This is a genomic window from Flavobacterium pectinovorum, from assembly GCF_006438875.1.
GTDB lineage: Bacteria > Bacteroidota > Bacteroidia > Flavobacteriales > Flavobacteriaceae > Flavobacterium > Flavobacterium pectinovorum_A.
On the sequence record NZ_RCZH01000025.1, the window covers coordinates 1 to 19,921 of the forward strand.

A 19,921-nucleotide genomic window follows, 5' to 3' on the forward strand; every position below is an offset into this window, starting at 1 on the left:
CGGTAACAGTTGGTACGCCAGTAGCATTATCAGCGAGTTCGTCGATAACAGCTCCATTGAATTGTACTACAGGAAATGCGCCAACAAAAGCTGTTGTAACCGTAGTTGGAATAGACGGAACATCGCCATACCAATACAGTTATGATGGAGGCTTAACATACTCTACAAATGATAAATACGAAACATACGCAGGAATTAGATTCGATGTTTATGTTATGGATGCCAACGGATGTAAGTTCAAATTAGCAGATGGAGTTAATGTTCCGGCATTAAATGCTCCAACTGATATGGACATTACAGGAACTCTAGTATTCTGTCAGCCAGCTGCCAGACAAACAAGTACAGTTACAATAAATTCAGTAACTAAGGGAGTTGGAACACCTCAATATGAGATTTTATCTCCTATTGTAAGAGCAAAACAGTTATTAAATGTATTTGCAGGATTGGCTCCAAGTAATGATCCTTATGTATTCCAGGTTACAGACGCAAACGGATGTACGTATCAGGAATCATACATTGTAAAACCAGCGGTAAACATTACAGTTTCAGGAACAGTGGTTAGCGATGTAACTTGTAATCCAGGTGCAAACGGAGAAGTATTATTTACAGTAGGTAACTTTACAGGAACTTACAGTTATGTACTTAACGGAGGAGTTCCGGTTACAGGACAAACAAGTAAAACAATATCAATTACAGGATTAAGTGCTGCAAGTACACAAAGTATTGTAGTTACTGATGAAGTTACAGGTTGTATAGCTCCGGCTTCAGTAAATGTTATTCAAAACCCTGCATTAGCATTGTCAGTTATTGCCAATGTACCTGCAAATTGCGATAACAAAGCTAAAGTACAAGTATTAGCTTCTGGCGGAGTTGCACCTTACGAATATTCATTTGTAGTTTCAACAGCAACAGGACCAGGTACCTTTACACCATCAGATACTGCATTTTTAGATACAGCGACTTCTTTCAATTGGAAAGTTTATGTAAAAGATGCTAATAGTTGTATAATTACAGCACCACTTGCGGTAATTATTACCAAAGATGCTGCACCAGTTATTGCGATGCCNGCATTGTCAGTTATTGCCAATGTACCTGCAAATTGCGATAACAAAGCTAAAGTACAAGTATTAGCTTCTGGCGGAGTTGCACCTTACGAATATTCATTTGTAGTTTCAACAGCAACAGGACCAGGTACCTTTACACCATCAGATACTGCATTTTTAGATACAGCGACTTCTTTCAATTGGAAAGTTTATGTAAAAGATGCTAATAGTTGTATAATTACAGCACCACTTGCGGTAATTATTACCAAAGATGCTGCACCAGTTATTGCGATGCCAGCTTCAATATGTTATGTTGGATCAAATGTTACAATAGATTTGGCTGCATTATCTACAGTAGCCGTGGCTCCTGCGAAATATACACTAAACGGTGTAGAAATACCAGGTACTACTTATACGGTTACAGGTGCGGGAACTTATATATTTGGTATCATTGACGGTAACGGATGTAAATCAAACCAAGTAAGTTTTGTAGTAAAACCACAAGTGTTTTTACAAGCAGACCTGAATCAGGATTTAACATGTGCTGTAGATGCTACGATCAAGTTAACTCCAAGAGGAGGAACAGGAACATATAATCTTTACGAAGTAGATATTGATGGAGCTGGATATAATGCCTTCACAACATTGCCATATGTTGCAACAGTTGATGGAACGTATACTTTTAGAGTAACAGATTCTCAGGGATGTCCTGCAGTATCAAATGCTGTAATAGTAACTCCAAAAACAGTTCCAAAAGGAATTGCAGTAGCAACGAAAGTAAGTTGTTTTGGAGATAGCAACGGAAGTATTGTTGTTACAGCTTCAAACGGAATCGAGCCTTATAAATATAGAATCRWTGGAGGAGCTTTCCARGATTCAAATGTATTCAAAGGATTGGCARCAGGATCTTATAATATTGAAGTTAAAGATGCTAAAGAATGTATCTCAGTATTAATTCCGGTAACAGTTGGTACGCCAGTAGCATTATCAGCGAGTTCGTCGATAACAGCTCCATTGAATTGTACTACAGGAAATGCGCCAACAAAAGCTGTTGTAACCGTAGTTGGAATAGACGGAACATCGCCATACCAATACAGTTATGATGGAGGCTTAACATACTCTACAAATGATAAATACGAAACATACGCAGGAATTAGATTCGATGTTTATGTTATGGATGCCAACGGATGTAAGTTCAAATTAGCAGATGGAGTTAATGTTCCGGCATTAAACGCTCCAACTGATATGGACATTACAGGAACTCTAGTATTCTGTCAGCCAGCTGCCAGACAAACAAGTACAGTTACAATAAATTCAGTAACTAAGGGAGTTGGTACACCACAATTTGAGATTTTATCTCCAATTGTAAGAGCAAAACAGTTATTAAATGTATTTGCAGGATTGGCTCCAAGTAATGATCCTTATATATTCCAGGTTACAGACGCAAACGGATGTACGTATCAGGAATCTTATATTGTAAAACCAGCAATAGTTATTACAGTTGCTGCAGGATCAACTACCGATCCTTCTTGTAATGGTGGAGCAAATGGTTCAGCGAAATTTAATGTAGATAATTTCACAGGAACTTATTCAGCAGCACTTATTGCAGGAACGGGAACGGTATCTCAAGTAGGTAAAGTTGTGACAGTTACAGGACTTGTAGCAGGATCTTATACTTTAGAAGTTACGGACAATGTTACAGGATGTAAAAACACTGCAACTATTAAAATAGGAGAGCCAGCTGTTCTGGACGTTAAATTAATTTCTCAAACAGCAGCAAATTGTTATTCAGGAGCTATTGTTACAGTAAAAGGAATTGGAGGAACACCGAAATACAAATATGCATTTGTTGTTTCTGGAGCGACACCACTTGCCGGGGATTATTTTGAAGAGGATTTTGCAGTTTTAGATTTTGCAAAAGGACCTAACTGGGATGTTTATGTACTAGATGCAAACCTAACATGTTCTAATAAATTAGCGATAACAATTACTAAAGATGATGCACCAACAATAGATGTTATCACAGATAAATATTGTTATACAGGTGGTCCGGTTCCAATTAAAATTAATGGTACGACTGATCCGGATATCGTAAATCCACCAATGTACAGCATTGGAAACGGATATTATTTAAGTCCTAATTTCACATTAAATGCACCAGGAACGTACGACTTCTATATTAAAGACGGTAATGGTTGTATTGCACATGCGAAATACACATTAAAACAAGAATTATTATTACAGGCAACACTTGTACAAGATTTGAATTGTACAACAAATGATGCTACGATTACATTATTGGCGACTCAGGGAACAGGAATATATCCTACTTTCCAAGTTTCCAAAGATGGAGGTCTTTATAATACAGTTACATCACCGTATAAACCTACAGTAGCAGGAACTTATACATTCAAAGTAAATGATGGTCAATGTGATGCGGTTTCTATACCAGTAGTTATTACACCAATTACAACTTCAAAATTTACAACTACTCACGTTGATGTAAGATGTAAAGGAGATTCTAACGGTAGTATAACCGTTACAGCTTCAAATGGAGTTGCACCTTATGAATACAGTATTAATGGAGCAGCATTTGGTTCATTGAATGTTTTCTCTGGATTAAAAGCAGGTACTTATACTATTGTAGTTAGAGATGCTAAAAAATGTCCATCGCTTCCAGTTGATGTTACAATTGCAGAACCGGAAACATTAACAGCAACTCATGTGGTAACACCATTTACATGTAGTACAACAAATACTGCACAAGATGCTTTCATCACACTAACAGCTCATGATGGTACAACGCCATATAGTTATAGTTTTGATAATGGAGTAACTTTTGGAACTTCTCCGGTACATACCATGAATGCTGCAGGAACAATTAACTATGTAATTGTAGACATTAATGGTTGTAGAGCAACAGGATCAGCGACAGTTGTTCCTTATACACGACCTACTAAGTTTGATATTGCTACAACACCAATTTATTGTAAAACTGCAGGTGGTTTCAGTACAATATCTGTAGATCCAACAACTATTGTTGGAGGAGTTGCACCATACAAATATGCAATAATCAGCCCGGCAGCTTCGGCTACTGCGCCAAGTGCAGTAAATAGTTTTGCTGGTTTATTGCCTGATACTTATGTAATAGAAGTTACTGACGCTAACGGTTGCAGCACAACAAATTCGATTATTGTTAAAAAAGCAAGCGAAATTAATGTTGAGGCTCAATTATTAAGTGATGTATTATGTAATGCAGGATCAACAGGATCAATTGCATTCACAGTAAGTAACTACATTACAGTTAATAATTATGATTTTGGATTAAATCCGAATAATGGAACATTTACACAAACTGGAGATGTTATTACGTACACAGGATTAACTGCGGGTAAATATACTTTCACGGTTACGGATAGAACTTCAGGATGTACAGACAGTGTAGTTGATTTTGAAATCAAACAACCAACTGCAGCGCTTACATTTACGACTGTGGCAACAAATATTAGTTGTAACAATAAAAATGCGACAATTACTGTAACTGCTACAGGTGGAACACAGGCTTACAGTTATGCAGCGGTTGTTGCAGGTAAACCGGCTCCAACAACTTTCAGTGCAGATAACAAAATTGTGGTAGACACTAATAATGGTGTAGATATGGTTTGGGATGTTTATGTGAAAGATCTGAACGGATGTTCAGCAGCTATACAACAGCAAACTATTTCAGTAGATCCATTACCAAGTGCTATTGCAGCAATTGTTACAAGTCAATGTGCAAGTCCGGCAGGAACGTATGAATTTATAGTTTCGGCTACAGGAGTAGCTCCTTTACAATATAGTATTGGAGGTGATTTCCAAACAGATCCTAAATTTGTTGTAACAGCTCCGGGATCTTATAACATTACAGTAAAAGATGCCAACGGATGTACAACAACTGTAAATGCAGCGGTTGTTATTGAAGGTGCTTTAGATTTACAAGTTCAGACTAAAGCTTTACCAAGTTGTGATTTCCAAGACGGAATTGTAATTGCTAAAGCGACAGGAGGTTCAGGAAGTTACAAATATAGTTCTGGGGCTTATATCCCGGTTATAGTAGGAACTACTGCCACATTCAACAATATGCCTGCGGGAACTCATACAATATTGGTAAGAGACCTTGTAAACGGTTGTACAGATACTGTAACTGTTGAGTTGAAAAAAGCAACAGAAATTACAGGTTTAAGTTTAACTGGTAACGATGTTTCTTGTAATGGAGGTTCTGACGGATTAATTATCGTTAACCTGGATCCGGTTAAAGACGGAGTAAATGATAACCCGGTTTACATGTACACGTTGACTGGAACAACAGTAGGAGGAACTCCGGTAAGTACAATTCCGCAGGAATCAAATGTATTTGATAACCTTGAAGCAGGAGATTATACAGTACTGGTTACTTCAGGAAGAGGTTGTCATGCTCAGGTAGATAAACGAATCAAACAGCCTAAAGCGATTATAGTTAATGCTCCGGTTGTGACATCATTTAAATGTACAACAGGGACAAACGCGGTAAATTTTGCTACAATTACTGTTAATTCAGTTCTGGAAGGTTCAGGTAAATATGTTCGTTATGAGTTTAGTAAAAACGGAGTAGTAGTTCAAAACACGGACTCGAATGTTTATACTGAGTTTGATCTTAAAGGTGGTTCTTATACTGTAAGAGTATTTGATGATAAAGGTTGTGAAGGTTCTTGGACAACTCCAATTATTATTGACTCATTCATAACAATGGATAAAGTTAACGTGGCAGTTGTTAAACCAATTACTTGTCTTGCAAACGAAACAATTCAGGTTTCTGTTGCAACAACAGGAGGAACGCCAGCTTTATTAAGCTATACGCTTACAGGAGTAAACGGAACAGTCTTTAGTGAAACTAATTCAACAGGATTATTTAAAGACTTAGCAATTGGTAACTATCAAATTACTGTTTTCAACGCGACAACAGGTTGTACAATAACAGATTACCACTATGTATTTGATCCTAACACTTTTGCGATTGATGTTAAATCAGTGAAAAACGAACTTTGTTATGGAGATGCAGACGGAAGTGTTAATTTGACTTTTGTTGACAACCAATTAGTTCCAATAAATGATGCAGGACCATTTACTTATGTAATTACAGGTCCGGTTCCAAGCACTGGAACGACGACTTCTGCAGGACCAATTTTGGTTTCAGGATTAAAAGCGGGAGTGTATACTGTTACAGCAACATTGAGCGACATTAACGGTCCTTCTTGTACCGTAACAAATACATTTACGATTGATCAGGCAGCAGCTGCTTTAGTAGCAACTAAAACACAATCAGAGATTACTTGTCTTGCAGGTAATAAAGATGGTGTGATAACTGCATCAGCAACAGGAGGATGGCCAGGTGACTATTTATATGAGTTAAGATTAGGTACGACAATTGTAAAAGGTTACAGTACTTCACCGGTATTTGAGAATTTAACAGCAGGAGATTATACTGTTTATGTTAAAGATAGTCATGGTTGTGAAGCGTTTGTTAATGCTAAACTAGTAAACCCAAAACCAATAAAAATTCAGATAAGTGCAACTCCAATGTTAACTTGTTTTGATAATGAGAACGGCGTTGTGACTATTGACTCAGTAACTGGTGGTTCAGGAAATTATACTTATACATTAAACGGTGTATTAGCTGATGGAACTGTAATCGTTGTGGAATCACAAGGTACTAACCAATTTACAGGATTAAAAGCGGGAACTTATACAGTTACAGCAAAAGATACCTGGAGTTGTGAGAACATTTCTAACAAAGTAGTTATTGATCAGCCAACAGAAGTAAAACCTTCTTTAACTATATCAAGAAATGAAACATGTCAATTAGTACCAATCTTGAAACTTACAGTAACAGGTGGAAATGCGCCATATTACTATAGTGAAGACGGAACAAATTATTCAGCTTCATTTAATTCAACCATTGATATTACATTGCCAAAAACAACTGTAAGTAAGGATTACCAATATTTTGTAAAAGACCAAAATGGATGTGTTAGCACTGTATCAAACATCGTTAACGTTCCGGTAATTCCAAAATTAGATTTTACAACTCTTGTAGATGTAGATATTAAATGTAAAGGAAGTGCCGAAGGTACAATTACAGCTATAGCAACAGGAGGTTTAGGAAACTATGTATATACATTGCTAGACGCTGCGGGAGTTAATATTACACCAGCACCAACACAGCTTACTCCAGGAGTATTTACTGGATTGCCAGTTGGAAAATACATAGTAAAACTAGAAAGTTCTGATTGTTCATTGAACTCAGCAGTAGTTGAAATATCAGAGCCTAACGTAGTATTATCAGCTACTGCGATACCAACAGACATTACTTGTAATGGTTACAATAATGGAAAAATTACTGTAAATGCTGCAGGTGGAACAGGAGTTTACAAATATGCAATAGAACCTGAATTCAGACAGTTCTTTGACAAAAATGTATTCGAAAACTTGAAACCAGGCTTCTATGATGTATTAGTTCAGGACGAAAATGAATGTTACATATTCATCAAAGATGTCGAAGTAAAAGAACCAGCCCCATTATCTGGAGCATTAGTAGACGGTACTTTATTCCCTGAAACATGTGCTGGAGAGAAAGATGGTGCGTTTAGTATTATACTTTCAGGAGGTACATTAGATTATAAAGTGAGTCTGGATTCAGAAGCCGGACCATTTACTCAAGGTACTCCAGGTCAGACAACATTTGATTTTGATAATCTGTCAGGAGGTCCTCATGTTGTTTATTTTGTAGATGCATCAGGTTGTAACGGTCAGGTAGACATCGCAATGGATTATGCAGTAACGCTTAATCCAACAAATGAAGTTAACTATGACTGTGTGAACAATGCAGCTTCGAATATGGTAACAGTAGATCCTGGTTATGATGGAGATCCTGCTGACATTGATTACAGTTTAGATGGTGGTAAATGGCAAATGAATAACATCTTTACAGGTCTTACACCAGGCGATCACACAATTACAGTGAGACATACAAATGGATGTAAAGCAGAAACAAGCTTCAACATAAAAGTTGTTAATCCGTTACTATTGACTTTATCTGAAGAGAAAGGTGTTTGGAACGTGATCACAGCAACTGCTACAGGCGGAAGCGGAAATTATGAATACAGTATAGATGGTATCAACTTTAGTTCTGAAAATAAATTCACGATCTATAAAACAGATACTTATACAATTACAGTTAGAGATAAAAACGGTTGTACAGATACAAAATCTATCCCGGTTAAATATGTAGATGTATGTCTGCCTAATTATTTCACACCAGATGGTACTTACTATACCGGATGGGGACCTGGATGTACAAACATTTATACTAATTTAATATTCTCAATTTTCGACAGATACGGACGTGAAATCGCTAAATACCATTACGGTCAAAAATGGGATGGTAGGTATAACGGTCAAGAATTGCCTTCAGGTGATTACTGGTATGTTCTTAAACTAAATGACGAGAAAGATGCAAGAGAGTTTGTTGGACATTTCACTTTATACAGATAACAAAATAACAGCCCCTATGATGTTATCTAAAAAAATTATTACAATGAAAAAATTAATTTTATCCTTAGTACTCATGGCTGTAACAACAAGTTACAGCCAAGAGTTAAACCTACCAGTGTTTACTCAGTATTTGGCTGATAACCCTTTTGTGCTTTCTCCTGCTTATGCAGGTATTGGTGATAATCTTAGAATTAGAGCCAATGGATTAACCCAATGGGTTGGAATTAAGGATGCCCCGGAGAATCAATCGCTATATGTCGATTTTAGAGTTTTGGACCGTTCCGGAGTTGGTATCTCGCTTTACAATGATAAAAACGGATATACCAGACAAACCGGTGCTAAAGTGTCTTTTGCACATCACATTATTTTGGATTATTACTCAAAGCAGTATTTGTCATTTGGACTTTCATACAACTTTAATACATTCAAAATAGATACAGACGAGTTCAACACAGATCCATACGAACATCCTGTTATTGATCCGTCAGTTACAGATAATCGCTATAATGCAAACAACAACTTTGATATTAGTGCTTTATATCGTAATAAAAACTTTTTTGTAAGTTTTAATGCCAATAACGTTCTAAAGAAAAACACCAATAAATACAGAGGAGTTGAACCTAATTTACTTTCAAACTATCAGGTTTATTCAGGCTATACTTTTAAAGATAAAGAAAACAGTCGTATTGAATATGAACCATCAATGTATTTTCAATACTTTGCTAGTGATAAAAGATCTTCAACCGATTTAAACTTCAAGTACAGACGTTACAATCGGTACGAAGATTATTATTGGATAGGAGTTTCATATCGTTTCCTGAACGATCAGTTCCCAAAGCCATTATCAGTAGGACCAATGGCCGGATTCATGAAGTCTAAATTCTATTTTGGATATTCTTATCAAGTAATGTTCAATGATCTTGGAGCTTACAATACCGGTACACACGTAATCACAATTGGATTCGACTTCTTACAAGCAATCAGTGATTGTCCTTGTACACAAGGACCTGTTCATGATTAATTAGATCTGTAAGCATTTTTAGCATTTTTAATACATAATTTATTTTTTTTGATAAATTACAACGTTTTCGTTGTTATTGGTGTATTATTTTTAGATTTTTCAAATTTAATAGTACTTTAAAAGTTCTATATTTGTTTTTCTATCAGAAAAATTAAAAAATTATCAAAATGAAAACTTTAAACGATTTCGATTTTAAAAATAAGAAAGCAATTATCCGTGTTGATTTTAATGTGCCACTGGATGAGAATTTTAATGTAACAGATGCAACCCGTATTGAAGCTGCTAAGCCTACAATTGACACAATTTTAGCGCAAGGCGGAAGCGTAATTTTAATGTCACATTTAGGAAGACCAAAAGGAGTTGAAGAAAGATATTCATTAAAACACATTTTAAAAACAGCTTCTGAAATTTTAGGACTTCCCGTTAAGTTTGCTGAAAACTGTGTTGGAGAAGTAGCTCAGACAGCTGCTAAAAATTTACAGCCGGGAGAAGTTTTATTATTAGAAAATTTACGTTTTCATGCAGAAGAAGAAGCTGGAGATGTTGCTTTTGCAAAAGAATTAGCTTCCCTTGGAGATATCTATGTAAACGATGCTTTTGGAACAGCACACAGAGCACACGCATCGACTACAATTATTGCACAATTTTTTCCAACAGAAAAATGTTTCGGAACATTATTGGCTAAAGAAATCGAAAGTTTAAACAAAGTACTTAAAAACAGCGAAAAACCGGTAACAGCAGTTTTAGGAGGATCTAAAGTTTCTTCAAAAATTACAGTTATCGAAAACATTCTGGACAAAGTAGATCACATGATCATTGGTGGTGGAATGACTTTTACATTCGTTAAAGCACTAGGTGGGAAAATTGGAAATTCTATCTGTGAAGATGATAAACAAGAATTGGCACTTGAAATTTTAAGATTAGCTAAAGAAAAAGGAGTTCAAATTCATATTCCGGTTGATGTAATTGCGGCAGATGATTTCTTAAACACTGCAAATACAAAAGTAGTTGATGTAAGAGAAATTCCTGACGGATGGCAAGGTCTTGATGCAGGTCCTAAATCATTGGAGAACTTCAAAAAAGTAATTTTAGAGTCAAAAACTATTTTATGGAATGGTCCATTAGGAGTTTTTGAAATGGAAAGTTTCTCTAAAGGAACAATCGCATTAGGAGATTATATAGCAGAAGCTACAGAAAAAGGCGCTTTTTCATTAGTTGGAGGAGGTGATTCAGTTGCTGCTGTAAAACAGTTTGGATTTGAAGATAAAATGAGCTACGTTTCCACTGGTGGCGGGGCAATGCTTGAAATGTTAGAAGGAAAAGTTTTACCTGGAATCGCAGCGATTTTAGACTAAAATATCACAATTAACATTTTTTTGCGTATTTTTCATCGTTAATCTATTTAAGTTTGCAAAAGTAAGGCTTCTGTAATGGTTTGAATTATAGGATTTTAAAAAAATGTTATATGATTGTAAAAAAATTATCAATAGTGGTTTCGGCTTTTTTTTCAATGTCGATGTTTGCGCAAGAAGTTGCAACAACATCAACAATAGAAATTAAACCAGAAGTAAAGTTATCTTATCTGGATTCAGTTAAAGGAACTTTCAAAAAAGATGATGTAGCTACCCGCGTAGATAGTCTCTGGATGAAAGAACTTACAAGTTTAGATATTTATGACGATTTGACAAAAGACATTCAAACCATCAATACAGACGTTACCGTTGATGAAGAATTGCCAACAGAGTTGCTAAAACAGCGACTTGCAGCAATGAATGAGAAATCACCTTTTGACATTGAATACAATCAAGGATTAGAAAATATAATAAAGTCATTTCTTAAGAATCGTAAAAAATCGTTTTCTCGATTAATGGCTTTGTCAGAATATTACTTCCCAATTTTTGAGGACGCTTTTGCCAAACAAAACGTTCCTTTAGAAATTAAATATTTAGCCGTTGTAGAATCTGCTTTAAATCCTAAAGCAGTTTCTAAAATGGGCGCCACGGGACTTTGGCAATTCATGTACGGAACCGGAAAACAATACGCACTTAAGATTGATTCTTATATTGACGAACGCAGCGATCCACTTAAAGCTACAGCTGCAGCATCAGAATACATGACCAAGATGTATAACATTTTTGGAGATTGGGAACTGGTTTTGGCTTCTTATAATTCAGGACCGGGAAATGTAACAAAAGCAATTCGTCGCTCTGGCGGAAAAACAAAGTACTGGGATATTCGCAGTTATCTTCCAAAAGAAACACAAGGTTATGTTCCGGCTTTTTTAGCAACAATGTATCTTTTTGAATACCATAAAGAACACGGAATTAATCCCGAAAGAGCTGTTGTTAAAAACTTTGAAACAGACACAATCAATATCAAAAAAGAAATAACATTCAAGCAAATCGCAGATTTGTTGGACATGCCACAATCTCAAATACAACTTTTAAATCCTTCCTATAAATTAAATGTAGTGCCTTATTATCAGGGAGAACAACATTTCCTGCGTTTACCGAAGGACAAAATTGCCACTTTCGCTTCAAACGAAAATAAGATCTATGATTATGTTGCCTATCAGTCAGAAAGAAGAACTCTTCCTGCTAAGTTAGCCTTAAAAGTAGCTCCAAAAGCAAAACCTATGGTAAAAGAGAAACTGGAATTGGCTAAAGATATTCAGTTTTACAAAATTAGAAAAGGAGACAACCTGGGCACAATCGCTGCAAAATATGATGTAAATGTTTCGGATTTAAAAAAATGGAACAATCTTAAATCAAATGCAGTTGCACTTGGAAGAACTTTAAAAATTAAATCAGACACCGATCCGATTGCTAAAAATATTGAAGAGGCAAAATCATCTCCTGCAGTTGAGAAAAACACCGAAACAGCAATTGCATCTTCTGATGAGAATGAAAAATCAAATACAGTAAATCAGGAATATATTGTTGCAGCCGGAGATAATTTGGGAAGTATTGCCAAAAAATTTGGTACGACTGTTGCTGACTTAAAAGATCTAAACAATCTAACATCAAATAATGTTGGTTTAGGTAAAACGCTAATTGTCTCAAAAATTATTACTACAGTCGAAGGAAACAATATTACAACGGCAATTGCAGTAAATAATTCTATGGATCCGTTCAAGAAAAAAGCAGTTTCTGCCAGAACCTTGGGAGAAGATTATTACGTTAAAAAAGGAGATTCGTTATATAGTATTTCTAAAAAATATCCTGGAATAACAATTTCAGACATTAAAAAATGGAATAATATTAAAGATGGAGATATTAAACCCGGAATGAAGCTTAAAATAAACGGATAATAAAAAATCTTATTTAAATTTGGGTTTTATTTCATAAATTAATAAAATGAATAAAACCCATTTTTTTTTGTTGCTATTACCATTTGTGCTGATTTCGTGTTTTAAAAGCGAAAGACAATCCCAGCCTGTATCCGGTAAAACAAATACAATTTCTATAATCATAGACGACCAGTTATGGTATGGAGAAGTGGGCGATACCATTAGAAATAAATTTGCCTCGCCGGTTTGGGGACTTACCCAGGAAGAACCACTATTTACAATCAATCAATATCCGGCTAAATTACTCGAAGGTTTTGTTACCGATAGCCGAAGTATTATAGTGGTCAAAAAAGCAGCCACTGACAAATTCGAGATTATTAGAAGTAAAGCATTACCACACAATACATTTCGTATTTACGGAAAATCCGTAGATGATATAATTTGTAGTATCGAATTGAATTCGGCACAAATTATAAAAATCATTAGAGATGCTGAGATTCAGAAAATTCAGGAAGATAACAGCAAGTCATTACTACATCCCGCTGTGATCAAGAATAAATTTCATATCGACATACAGATTCCAACAGGATATGAATACATGTTGCACAAAAAGAACTTTATTTGGCTGAAAAAAGACATTATCAGCGGAAACACGAGTTTGCTTATTTATCAAATTCCCCTTCACGATTTTAAAACCGGTTCTAACGTAGTTGGAAGTATCATCAAAATGAGAGATTCAGTAGGTTATTATATCAAAGGCCGAGAACCCAATACAAGAATGATTACCGGAGAAGCTTATGCGCCTTATTTTTCGACCACAGAATTAGACGGAAAAAAAGCTTTTGAAACTAAAGGAAGCTGGGAACTAAAAAACGATTTTATGGCAGGTCCGTTTATAAATTATGCCATTGTAGACAAAACTTACAATAGAATATTAGTCATCGAAGGATTTTGTTATTCACCTTCAAACGAAGAACGAGATTTGATGCTGGATCTTGAAGCGATAATAAAATCAGTCAAAATTGATAAAAGGTAATTTGGGAAATTTTTCATAATTTTGTTTTAATAATCATTAAATCAGTTAATTATGAAAAATTTTTATATCACACTATCAATGTTAGCATTGTGTTTTGTTTCATGTAAAAAAGATGTAAAAGCTGACACTGAAACGACAAAAGTTTCAGATAGTGTTAAAACAGAAGAACCAATTGCCGAACAACCTTTAGATTCGGCAGCACAAATGAAGGCGTGGACGGCATATGCCACACCGGGAAATCCACACAAAATGATGGCAGATGAAACCGGAACCTGGAACTGCGATATGACTTTTTGGTCAGAAGCCAATGGAAAACCTGAAAAAGCATCTTCGACAGCAAATATCAAAATGATACTTGGCGGTCGTTATCAGGAAGCTAATTACCAAGGTAAGATGATGGGACAGCCATTTGAAGGAAAAAGCACATTAGCCTACAATAATGCCAGTAAAGAATATACCACCACATTTATTGACAATATGGGAACAGGTATGATGGTTGCCACTGGTAAATATGATAACAAAACGAAAAGCATGGAATTCAAAGGCGAAGTAGTAAGTCCGTTAAACGGAAAAAAAGCACCTTTCAGAGAAATCTATACTATTGTAGATGCAACAACCCGCAAAATGGAAATGTTTGATACCAAGAACGGATCAGAATATAAGAGTATGGAAATCATAATGAAGAAAAAATAATCGGAAGATTAAATTCTTCGATGAAACAAAAACTGACTATATCTAGTAGTCAGTTTTTTTGTTTATATCTGATAAATCCTCGTATTAGTAAGTTTTTTGAATTAATTTAGTGCCCATAAAGTCAACAACAGTAATAATGGAATTAAAATGGAAAATAAAGCCGTTTGAAGCGCTAACGGTTCATGAGTTATATGATTTGCTTAAACTACGAAGTGAGATCTTTGTACTGGAGCAAAATTGCGTTTATTTAGACCTTGACGGCAAAGACAAGAAAGCATTACACTTAATTGGAGAATATGATGGCAAAGTAGTGGCGTACTCCCGAATTTTTGATGCAGGAATTAGTTTTGATAACGCATCTATAGGAAGAGTTGTAGTTGATGCCAATTACAGAGATAAAAAATGGGGACACGATTTAATGCGCGAAGCGATTGCGGGAATAAAAACACATTTTGATAAAGACGCAATCACGATTGGAGCACAATTGTATTTGAAGAAATTTTACGAAAGTCACGGATTTGTTCAATCCAGCGAAATGTATCTGGAAGATGATATTGAGCATATAGAGATGATTCGCGGATAATTTTCCTTTAGAAAAACATATCAAAAACATATCTGTAAAATCATTTTTTATTTGATTCTACAACGCTTCAGACCTTTATCTGCTTTTGCAGATAAAGGTTTTTTCATTTAATCAGTTTTGAATTACATTTTTAATTATTTTAGAAGAAAAAAATTAACTATGAAAAAACTTCTTCTATTCATTTTCGTTTTAACGATATCACTTCCAACTTCTAGTCAAAACAAACTTAAAGTTGGTGAAAAAGCTCCAAAACTTAATATCACTGATTATCTTCAAAATGTTCCAAAAGATAAAAGTCTCGAAAACAAATATATTTTGCTGGAATTTTGGGCAACGTGGTGCCAAACCTGTCTGGAAGAAGTACCAAATCTAAATAAAACCCAAGAACGATTCAAAGACAGAAAAGATTTTGTTTTTGTTTCGATTACAGATGAATCCCCGGCAAAAACGAAGAAAACATTAGAAAGAGTAAAGTTTAATTCGATTGTAGTAAGCGATCAGACAAAACAGGCTTTAAATGATTTTGTTGTTGACGATGCTTATGGAGGATTTGCTTTACCAAAGACAGTTTTGATCGATAATAAAGGAATCGTAAGATGGATTGGAAAACCTTATACAATAAACGATGTTGTAATTAATAAATTTTTGGAAGGAATAGAAATTCTGGAATCTGATAGCGCGGTTTTAAACAGACCTGCAGAACCAACTTTCAAATAAATAATTTTAGATGAGTACTCTATATAAAGAGTACTTTAATGATTATTAAAAAATTGTTAATGTAGTGATGTTGCGATAAAGCAACCGTTTTTTATTTTTAGATATAAAATGTTTAAATGTAATTGATTACTAGTTATGTTTAGAGTAAAACTTTAAGTAAAAAAGTACTAGTGTCTTCAACTTTGTGAAATATACTCTAAACTTTTGTTATCACAAATTCAACACGGCGATCTAAAGCATCGCCTTTTTTTAGCGGATATTTATTGCCGCAACCCAGATAAGTCATACGGCTTTTTGAGACTTTTTTAGAAATCAGATAATAGAAAACGGTTTTGGCGCGGTTCCAGGAAAGCCTTCTTTCTTTGGTATCCCTGTCTATTGCGTCGCTATATATTTCCGGAGTGCAGCAAACGTGACCTCTAATTTCAAATTGATAATTTCTTTTCTGAAGTAGTTTTTCTGCGATTTTATCTAATTCTTTTTTTGAATCATTGGTTAGTTTTGAACTTCCAAGATCAAACAAAATACTATCAAGATAGATTTTATCACCAACTTTTAAATCATTTCTAAGGGAATTATAAATTCCTTTACCAAAACTGTTTCTTTTTACAACAATCAAATCAACGCGACGGTTTTTGGATCTTGTTTCGTGAAGATTTTCGACAGTATCAGGACGTACCACCACGCGCCCTTTTCCTTCCAGAATCACAATGCGGCTTTGATTAAAGCCTTTTGAAATTAATAGTTCCTGAATAGTATTGACACGGTTATTTGATAAACGGAAGTTATATTCGTCATTACCGCGATCGTCGCAGTATCCATAAATCTGTATTGACTCTACTTTTGAAGTGTCAATAGTTTTAATGAAATTAGTTACAACTTCGGTTTGCTGATTCGTAAGATCATACTTGTCGAAATCAAAATAAATAGTTTCGATAGGTTTTTGCTGTGCCGATAAATTGTAAATAATAAACAGAAATAGGGCTCTACAAATCTTCATTATGTTTTTACATTTTTAAAATCGTCTTGTACTCAGTTTGATTATTTAAAACGTTTACTGCTCTTTTAATTTCCGAATTATTTTTGATGTAATATTGATACAAACCTTCCTGATATTGGTATCTTTTGATAAGTTCTTCCTGAATCAGGTTTCTAATTTCTTTTTGATTTTTGTCTAACAATGTAGTCTCGCTTTTTTCAAGAGCGTTTAGTAATTGTTGATATTCCGGCGCAATCGTTTCGTCTATTTTTTCAGTTTTGGCTGCAGCCAAAGTGTTTTTCAAAGCAACTTCAGTGTCCGTATCAAAAGTTATTTTGTTGGTTTTCAGATATTGTTTGAAAGTAGAATAATCAGCATCCGTAACCGTTGGAATCTTATCGCCTAAATTTGGATTTTTGTAATAATATGAGGTTGCGTAATCAAAGATTCCGTCATTTTTTAATAATGCAGTTGTAATAGGACTCATCTTAGCTTCGTCCAATTCGATATCTGGCAAAACACCTCCACCATCGTAAACCGTTCTTCCTTTTCTGGTTTTAAAAGCATTAAAGTTTTTAGCATCTGTTTTTTGAGCAACACCATTTTTGTCTTTATGAGCATAATCCAAAGCCTGAATACAACGACCGGAAGGCGTATAATAACGGGAAATAGTTACTTTTAGTTGAGTTCCGTAAGTCAAATCAACAGAACGCTGCACCAGTCCTTTACCAAAACTACGACTTCCTAAAATTACCGCGCGATCTAAATCCTGCAAAGCTCCCGAAACAATTTCAGATGCAGAAGCACTTCGTCCGTTCACTAAAATTGCCAACGGAATTTGAGTATCTACCGGCTCTTTGTTCGTTTTATACGTATTATTGTGTTTTTCGATTCTTGATTTTGTAGTTACAATAACCTCATTTTTGGGAACAAATAAATTACAAATATCAATTGCCTCATTTAGTAAACCTCCCGGATTTCCTCTCAAATCAAGGACAATTTGAGTAGCTCCATCAGCTTTTAGTTTCTCAAGCGCGTCTTTTACTTCATTGGATGCCTTTCGGCTAAAGTGTGCCAAAACAATATAACCCGTTTTCTCATCGATTTTTCCGAAGAATGGAACCGATTTAATATCAACTTCATCCAAAACCAATTCGGTTGTGAAAGTTTTGCCTTGACGAATGTATTTTATGCTGATTTTTGTGTTTTTTGTTCCCTTCAATAATTGCGACGCATCATCTTTAAAATCAGCAATTAAAACGTCTCCAATCTGAATAATTTCATCGCCGGCTTTTAATCCGGCTTTATCGGCAGGATAATTTTTATAAGGCTCACGAACAATCAAACGATCTTTCTTTCTGGCGATCATGGCACCAATTCCGGTATATTCGCCAGTATTGTTAATCTTGAAGTTTACAACATCCTGCTCATTAAAGTAAACCGTATATGGATCTAAACTTCCCAACATGCTTTTAATCGCCTTATCCATCAAATCACCCGGATTCGTTTCATCGACATAATTGGTATTTACCGCTTTGAATAATGTCGTGAAAATCTCTATTTGTTTCGCAATCTCAAAGAAATCATCTTTGAAACTGGCTCCAACAAATAAAAATCCAGCTGCAACGGTTGGAATAATGAACTTCTTTTTGAAATAAGGATACATGATTATATTTTTTTTCTTTTAAATCTTTTTCTAATAAAATAGGCAAGTACGCAAATTAAAATAATAAACGGCCAAACACTAATAAGGGAGAGTAAAAAATCTGACAAACTAAAGAATCCGGACTGAATGGAGTTCCAGATTTTTGATCCGTATGAAATTTTCACGCCTTCTTTTTGAGCAATAGTTTTGTAGAATTCAATTGTAACAGTACTTTCAGAAACCCGGCTTTCTAAGTATTTTAGCTGACCTTGTTTCGCTTCAATTTCTTCTCTAATAGCTGAGATCTGTTTTTCAATTTCAAGAATCTCACTTACTTTAGTCGCTTTTTTTAATATTTCGATATAACGCTCTTCGAGTTTACGTTTTGTGTTTAACCTCGAAGTTAAGTCAATATATTCTTCTGTAACATTTTGAGACGAAATGTTCTTTTCGTCAAAATAAGAAACACCTTTGGATATGGATTCTAAAAATGCGTCAAAGTTTTGACTCGGAATGCGTATAGTAAGTCTTCTGGTGATTGTGCGATAATCTTTTTCCTGAGAATCACTTTGAACACTTGCCTTGTTCGCAGTAATAGCAGTTTTAATTTGATTATAAGTGCTTTCTAAATCATCAGTTTCAAATTTAAGATAAGCTTCTTTAATTATTTTTTGAGATATTACATCATTTTTATCTTCATTTGGTTGGCTCGGTGATGAAACTCTAATCTCTGAAACGGCATCGTTTGATACATCAGCACTTCCAACTTGTTTTTCACAACTGGATAAGGTCAGAACAGCAAAGAATAAAAGGAAAAATTGTCGCATAAATATTTCAAATTAAAGCTAAAACTACAATTTTTTTATAATTTTTCGTATAATTTGATAAATAAAGTTGCTTTATGAAGTCTGCGGCTCTGTTTTGGTTTCAGAATCCGGGCTTTTATTTACCTGAGACAAGAATTTCTCAAACAACTGAATCGTTTTGGTATTGATTTCTTCGTAGGATAATCTGTCTTTTGTCTGATAAAAAAACATAATAGTATAAGGTTCCTGAATATTGTCTAAAAGTAAATGTTTGTTTAGACGGTAGGTTTCTCTCAAAACACGTTTAAAATAATTACGATCGACGGCTTTTTTAAAGTATTTTTTAGAAACAGAAACGCCCATTTTGATTTTTTCTTCCGGATTTCCTTCCGCTTGACGGTAAACCAAACGCAACGGATATTTAGAAACCGATTTACCTTCAGAAAACAGTAAATCAATTGTTGTCTTGCTCTTTAGGCGTTCATTTTTAGGGTAAGTGAAGTTCATTTAATTCAGAAAAAATTTGCAATTTCAGGGACA

Annotated in this window: 12 protein-coding genes; 8 read left to right on the top strand and 4 right to left on the bottom strand. The window is 34.9% G+C overall.

The window, feature by feature from the left end; all coding sequences use genetic code 11:
- Nucleotides 1–56: 56 nt before the first annotated feature.
- The 8 genes from EAH81_RS25145 (at nt 57) to EAH81_RS25180 (ending at nt 15,951) form a co-directional block, all read left to right on the top strand.
- Entirely contained in the window at nt 57–8,612 is an 8,556-nt protein-coding gene (locus tag EAH81_RS25145; RefSeq protein ID WP_206669114.1) for a T9SS type B sorting domain-containing protein, read from the top strand.
- A gap of 43 nt (nt 8,613–8,655) precedes the next feature.
- Nucleotides 8,656–9,633 (top strand): type IX secretion system membrane protein PorP/SprF, encoded by a 978-nt coding sequence (locus tag EAH81_RS25150; RefSeq protein WP_241676657.1) that lies wholly within the window; start codon nt 8,656–8,658, stop codon nt 9,631–9,633.
- A gap of 167 nt (nt 9,634–9,800) precedes the next feature.
- The gene (locus EAH81_RS25155; protein ID WP_140511749.1) at nt 9,801–10,988 is read left to right on the top strand and encodes a phosphoglycerate kinase; all 1,188 of its coding nucleotides are present in this window, start codon (nt 9,801–9,803) and stop codon (nt 10,986–10,988) included.
- A 110-nt stretch (nt 10,989–11,098) separates the two neighbouring features.
- Nucleotides 11,099–12,943, top strand: coding sequence for a LysM peptidoglycan-binding domain-containing protein (locus tag EAH81_RS25160; RefSeq protein WP_140511750.1), 1,845 nt, complete (start codon nt 11,099–11,101; stop codon nt 12,941–12,943).
- Nucleotides 12,944–12,989: 46 nt separating this feature from the next.
- Nucleotides 12,990–13,958, top strand: coding sequence for a DUF4837 family protein (locus EAH81_RS25165; RefSeq protein WP_140511751.1), 969 nt, complete (start codon nt 12,990–12,992; stop codon nt 13,956–13,958).
- A 51-nt stretch (nt 13,959–14,009) separates the two neighbouring features.
- Complete coding sequence (locus tag EAH81_RS25170; protein ID WP_140511752.1) at nt 14,010–14,651, top strand: DUF1579 domain-containing protein; 642 nt, start codon at nt 14,010–14,012, stop codon at nt 14,649–14,651.
- A gap of 136 nt (nt 14,652–14,787) precedes the next feature.
- The gene (locus EAH81_RS25175; RefSeq protein WP_140511753.1) at nt 14,788–15,234 is read left to right on the top strand and encodes a GNAT family N-acetyltransferase; all 447 of its coding nucleotides are present in this window, start codon (nt 14,788–14,790) and stop codon (nt 15,232–15,234) included.
- A 159-nt stretch (nt 15,235–15,393) separates the two neighbouring features.
- Nucleotides 15,394–15,951, top strand: a complete 558-nt coding sequence (locus tag EAH81_RS25180; protein WP_140511754.1) for a TlpA family protein disulfide reductase — start codon at nt 15,394–15,396, stop codon at nt 15,949–15,951.
- Between the two features lie 196 nt (nt 15,952–16,147).
- Here the strand turns inward: EAH81_RS25180 and EAH81_RS25185 are convergent, their stop codons facing one another.
- The 4 genes from EAH81_RS25185 to rnpA form a co-directional block, all read right to left on the bottom strand.
- Nucleotides 16,148–16,951: an OmpA family protein gene (locus EAH81_RS25185; RefSeq protein WP_140511755.1), complete on the bottom strand. Its 804-nt coding sequence runs from the start codon at nt 16,949–16,951 to the stop codon at nt 16,148–16,150.
- Nucleotides 16,952–16,958: 7 nt separating this feature from the next.
- The gene (locus EAH81_RS25190; RefSeq protein WP_140511756.1) at nt 16,959–18,596 is read right to left on the bottom strand and encodes a S41 family peptidase; all 1,638 of its coding nucleotides are present in this window, start codon (nt 18,594–18,596) and stop codon (nt 16,959–16,961) included.
- 2 nt (nt 18,597–18,598) lie between these two features.
- Nucleotides 18,599–19,402, bottom strand: a complete 804-nt coding sequence (locus tag EAH81_RS25195) for a DUF4349 domain-containing protein (RefSeq protein ID WP_140511757.1) — start codon at nt 19,400–19,402, stop codon at nt 18,599–18,601.
- A 72-nt stretch (nt 19,403–19,474) separates the two neighbouring features.
- On the bottom strand, nt 19,475–19,888 hold the full coding sequence (gene rnpA, locus EAH81_RS25200; RefSeq protein ID WP_140511758.1) for a ribonuclease P protein component: 414 nt from the start codon (nt 19,886–19,888) through the stop codon (nt 19,475–19,477).
- Nucleotides 19,889–19,921: the final 33 nt, after the last annotated feature.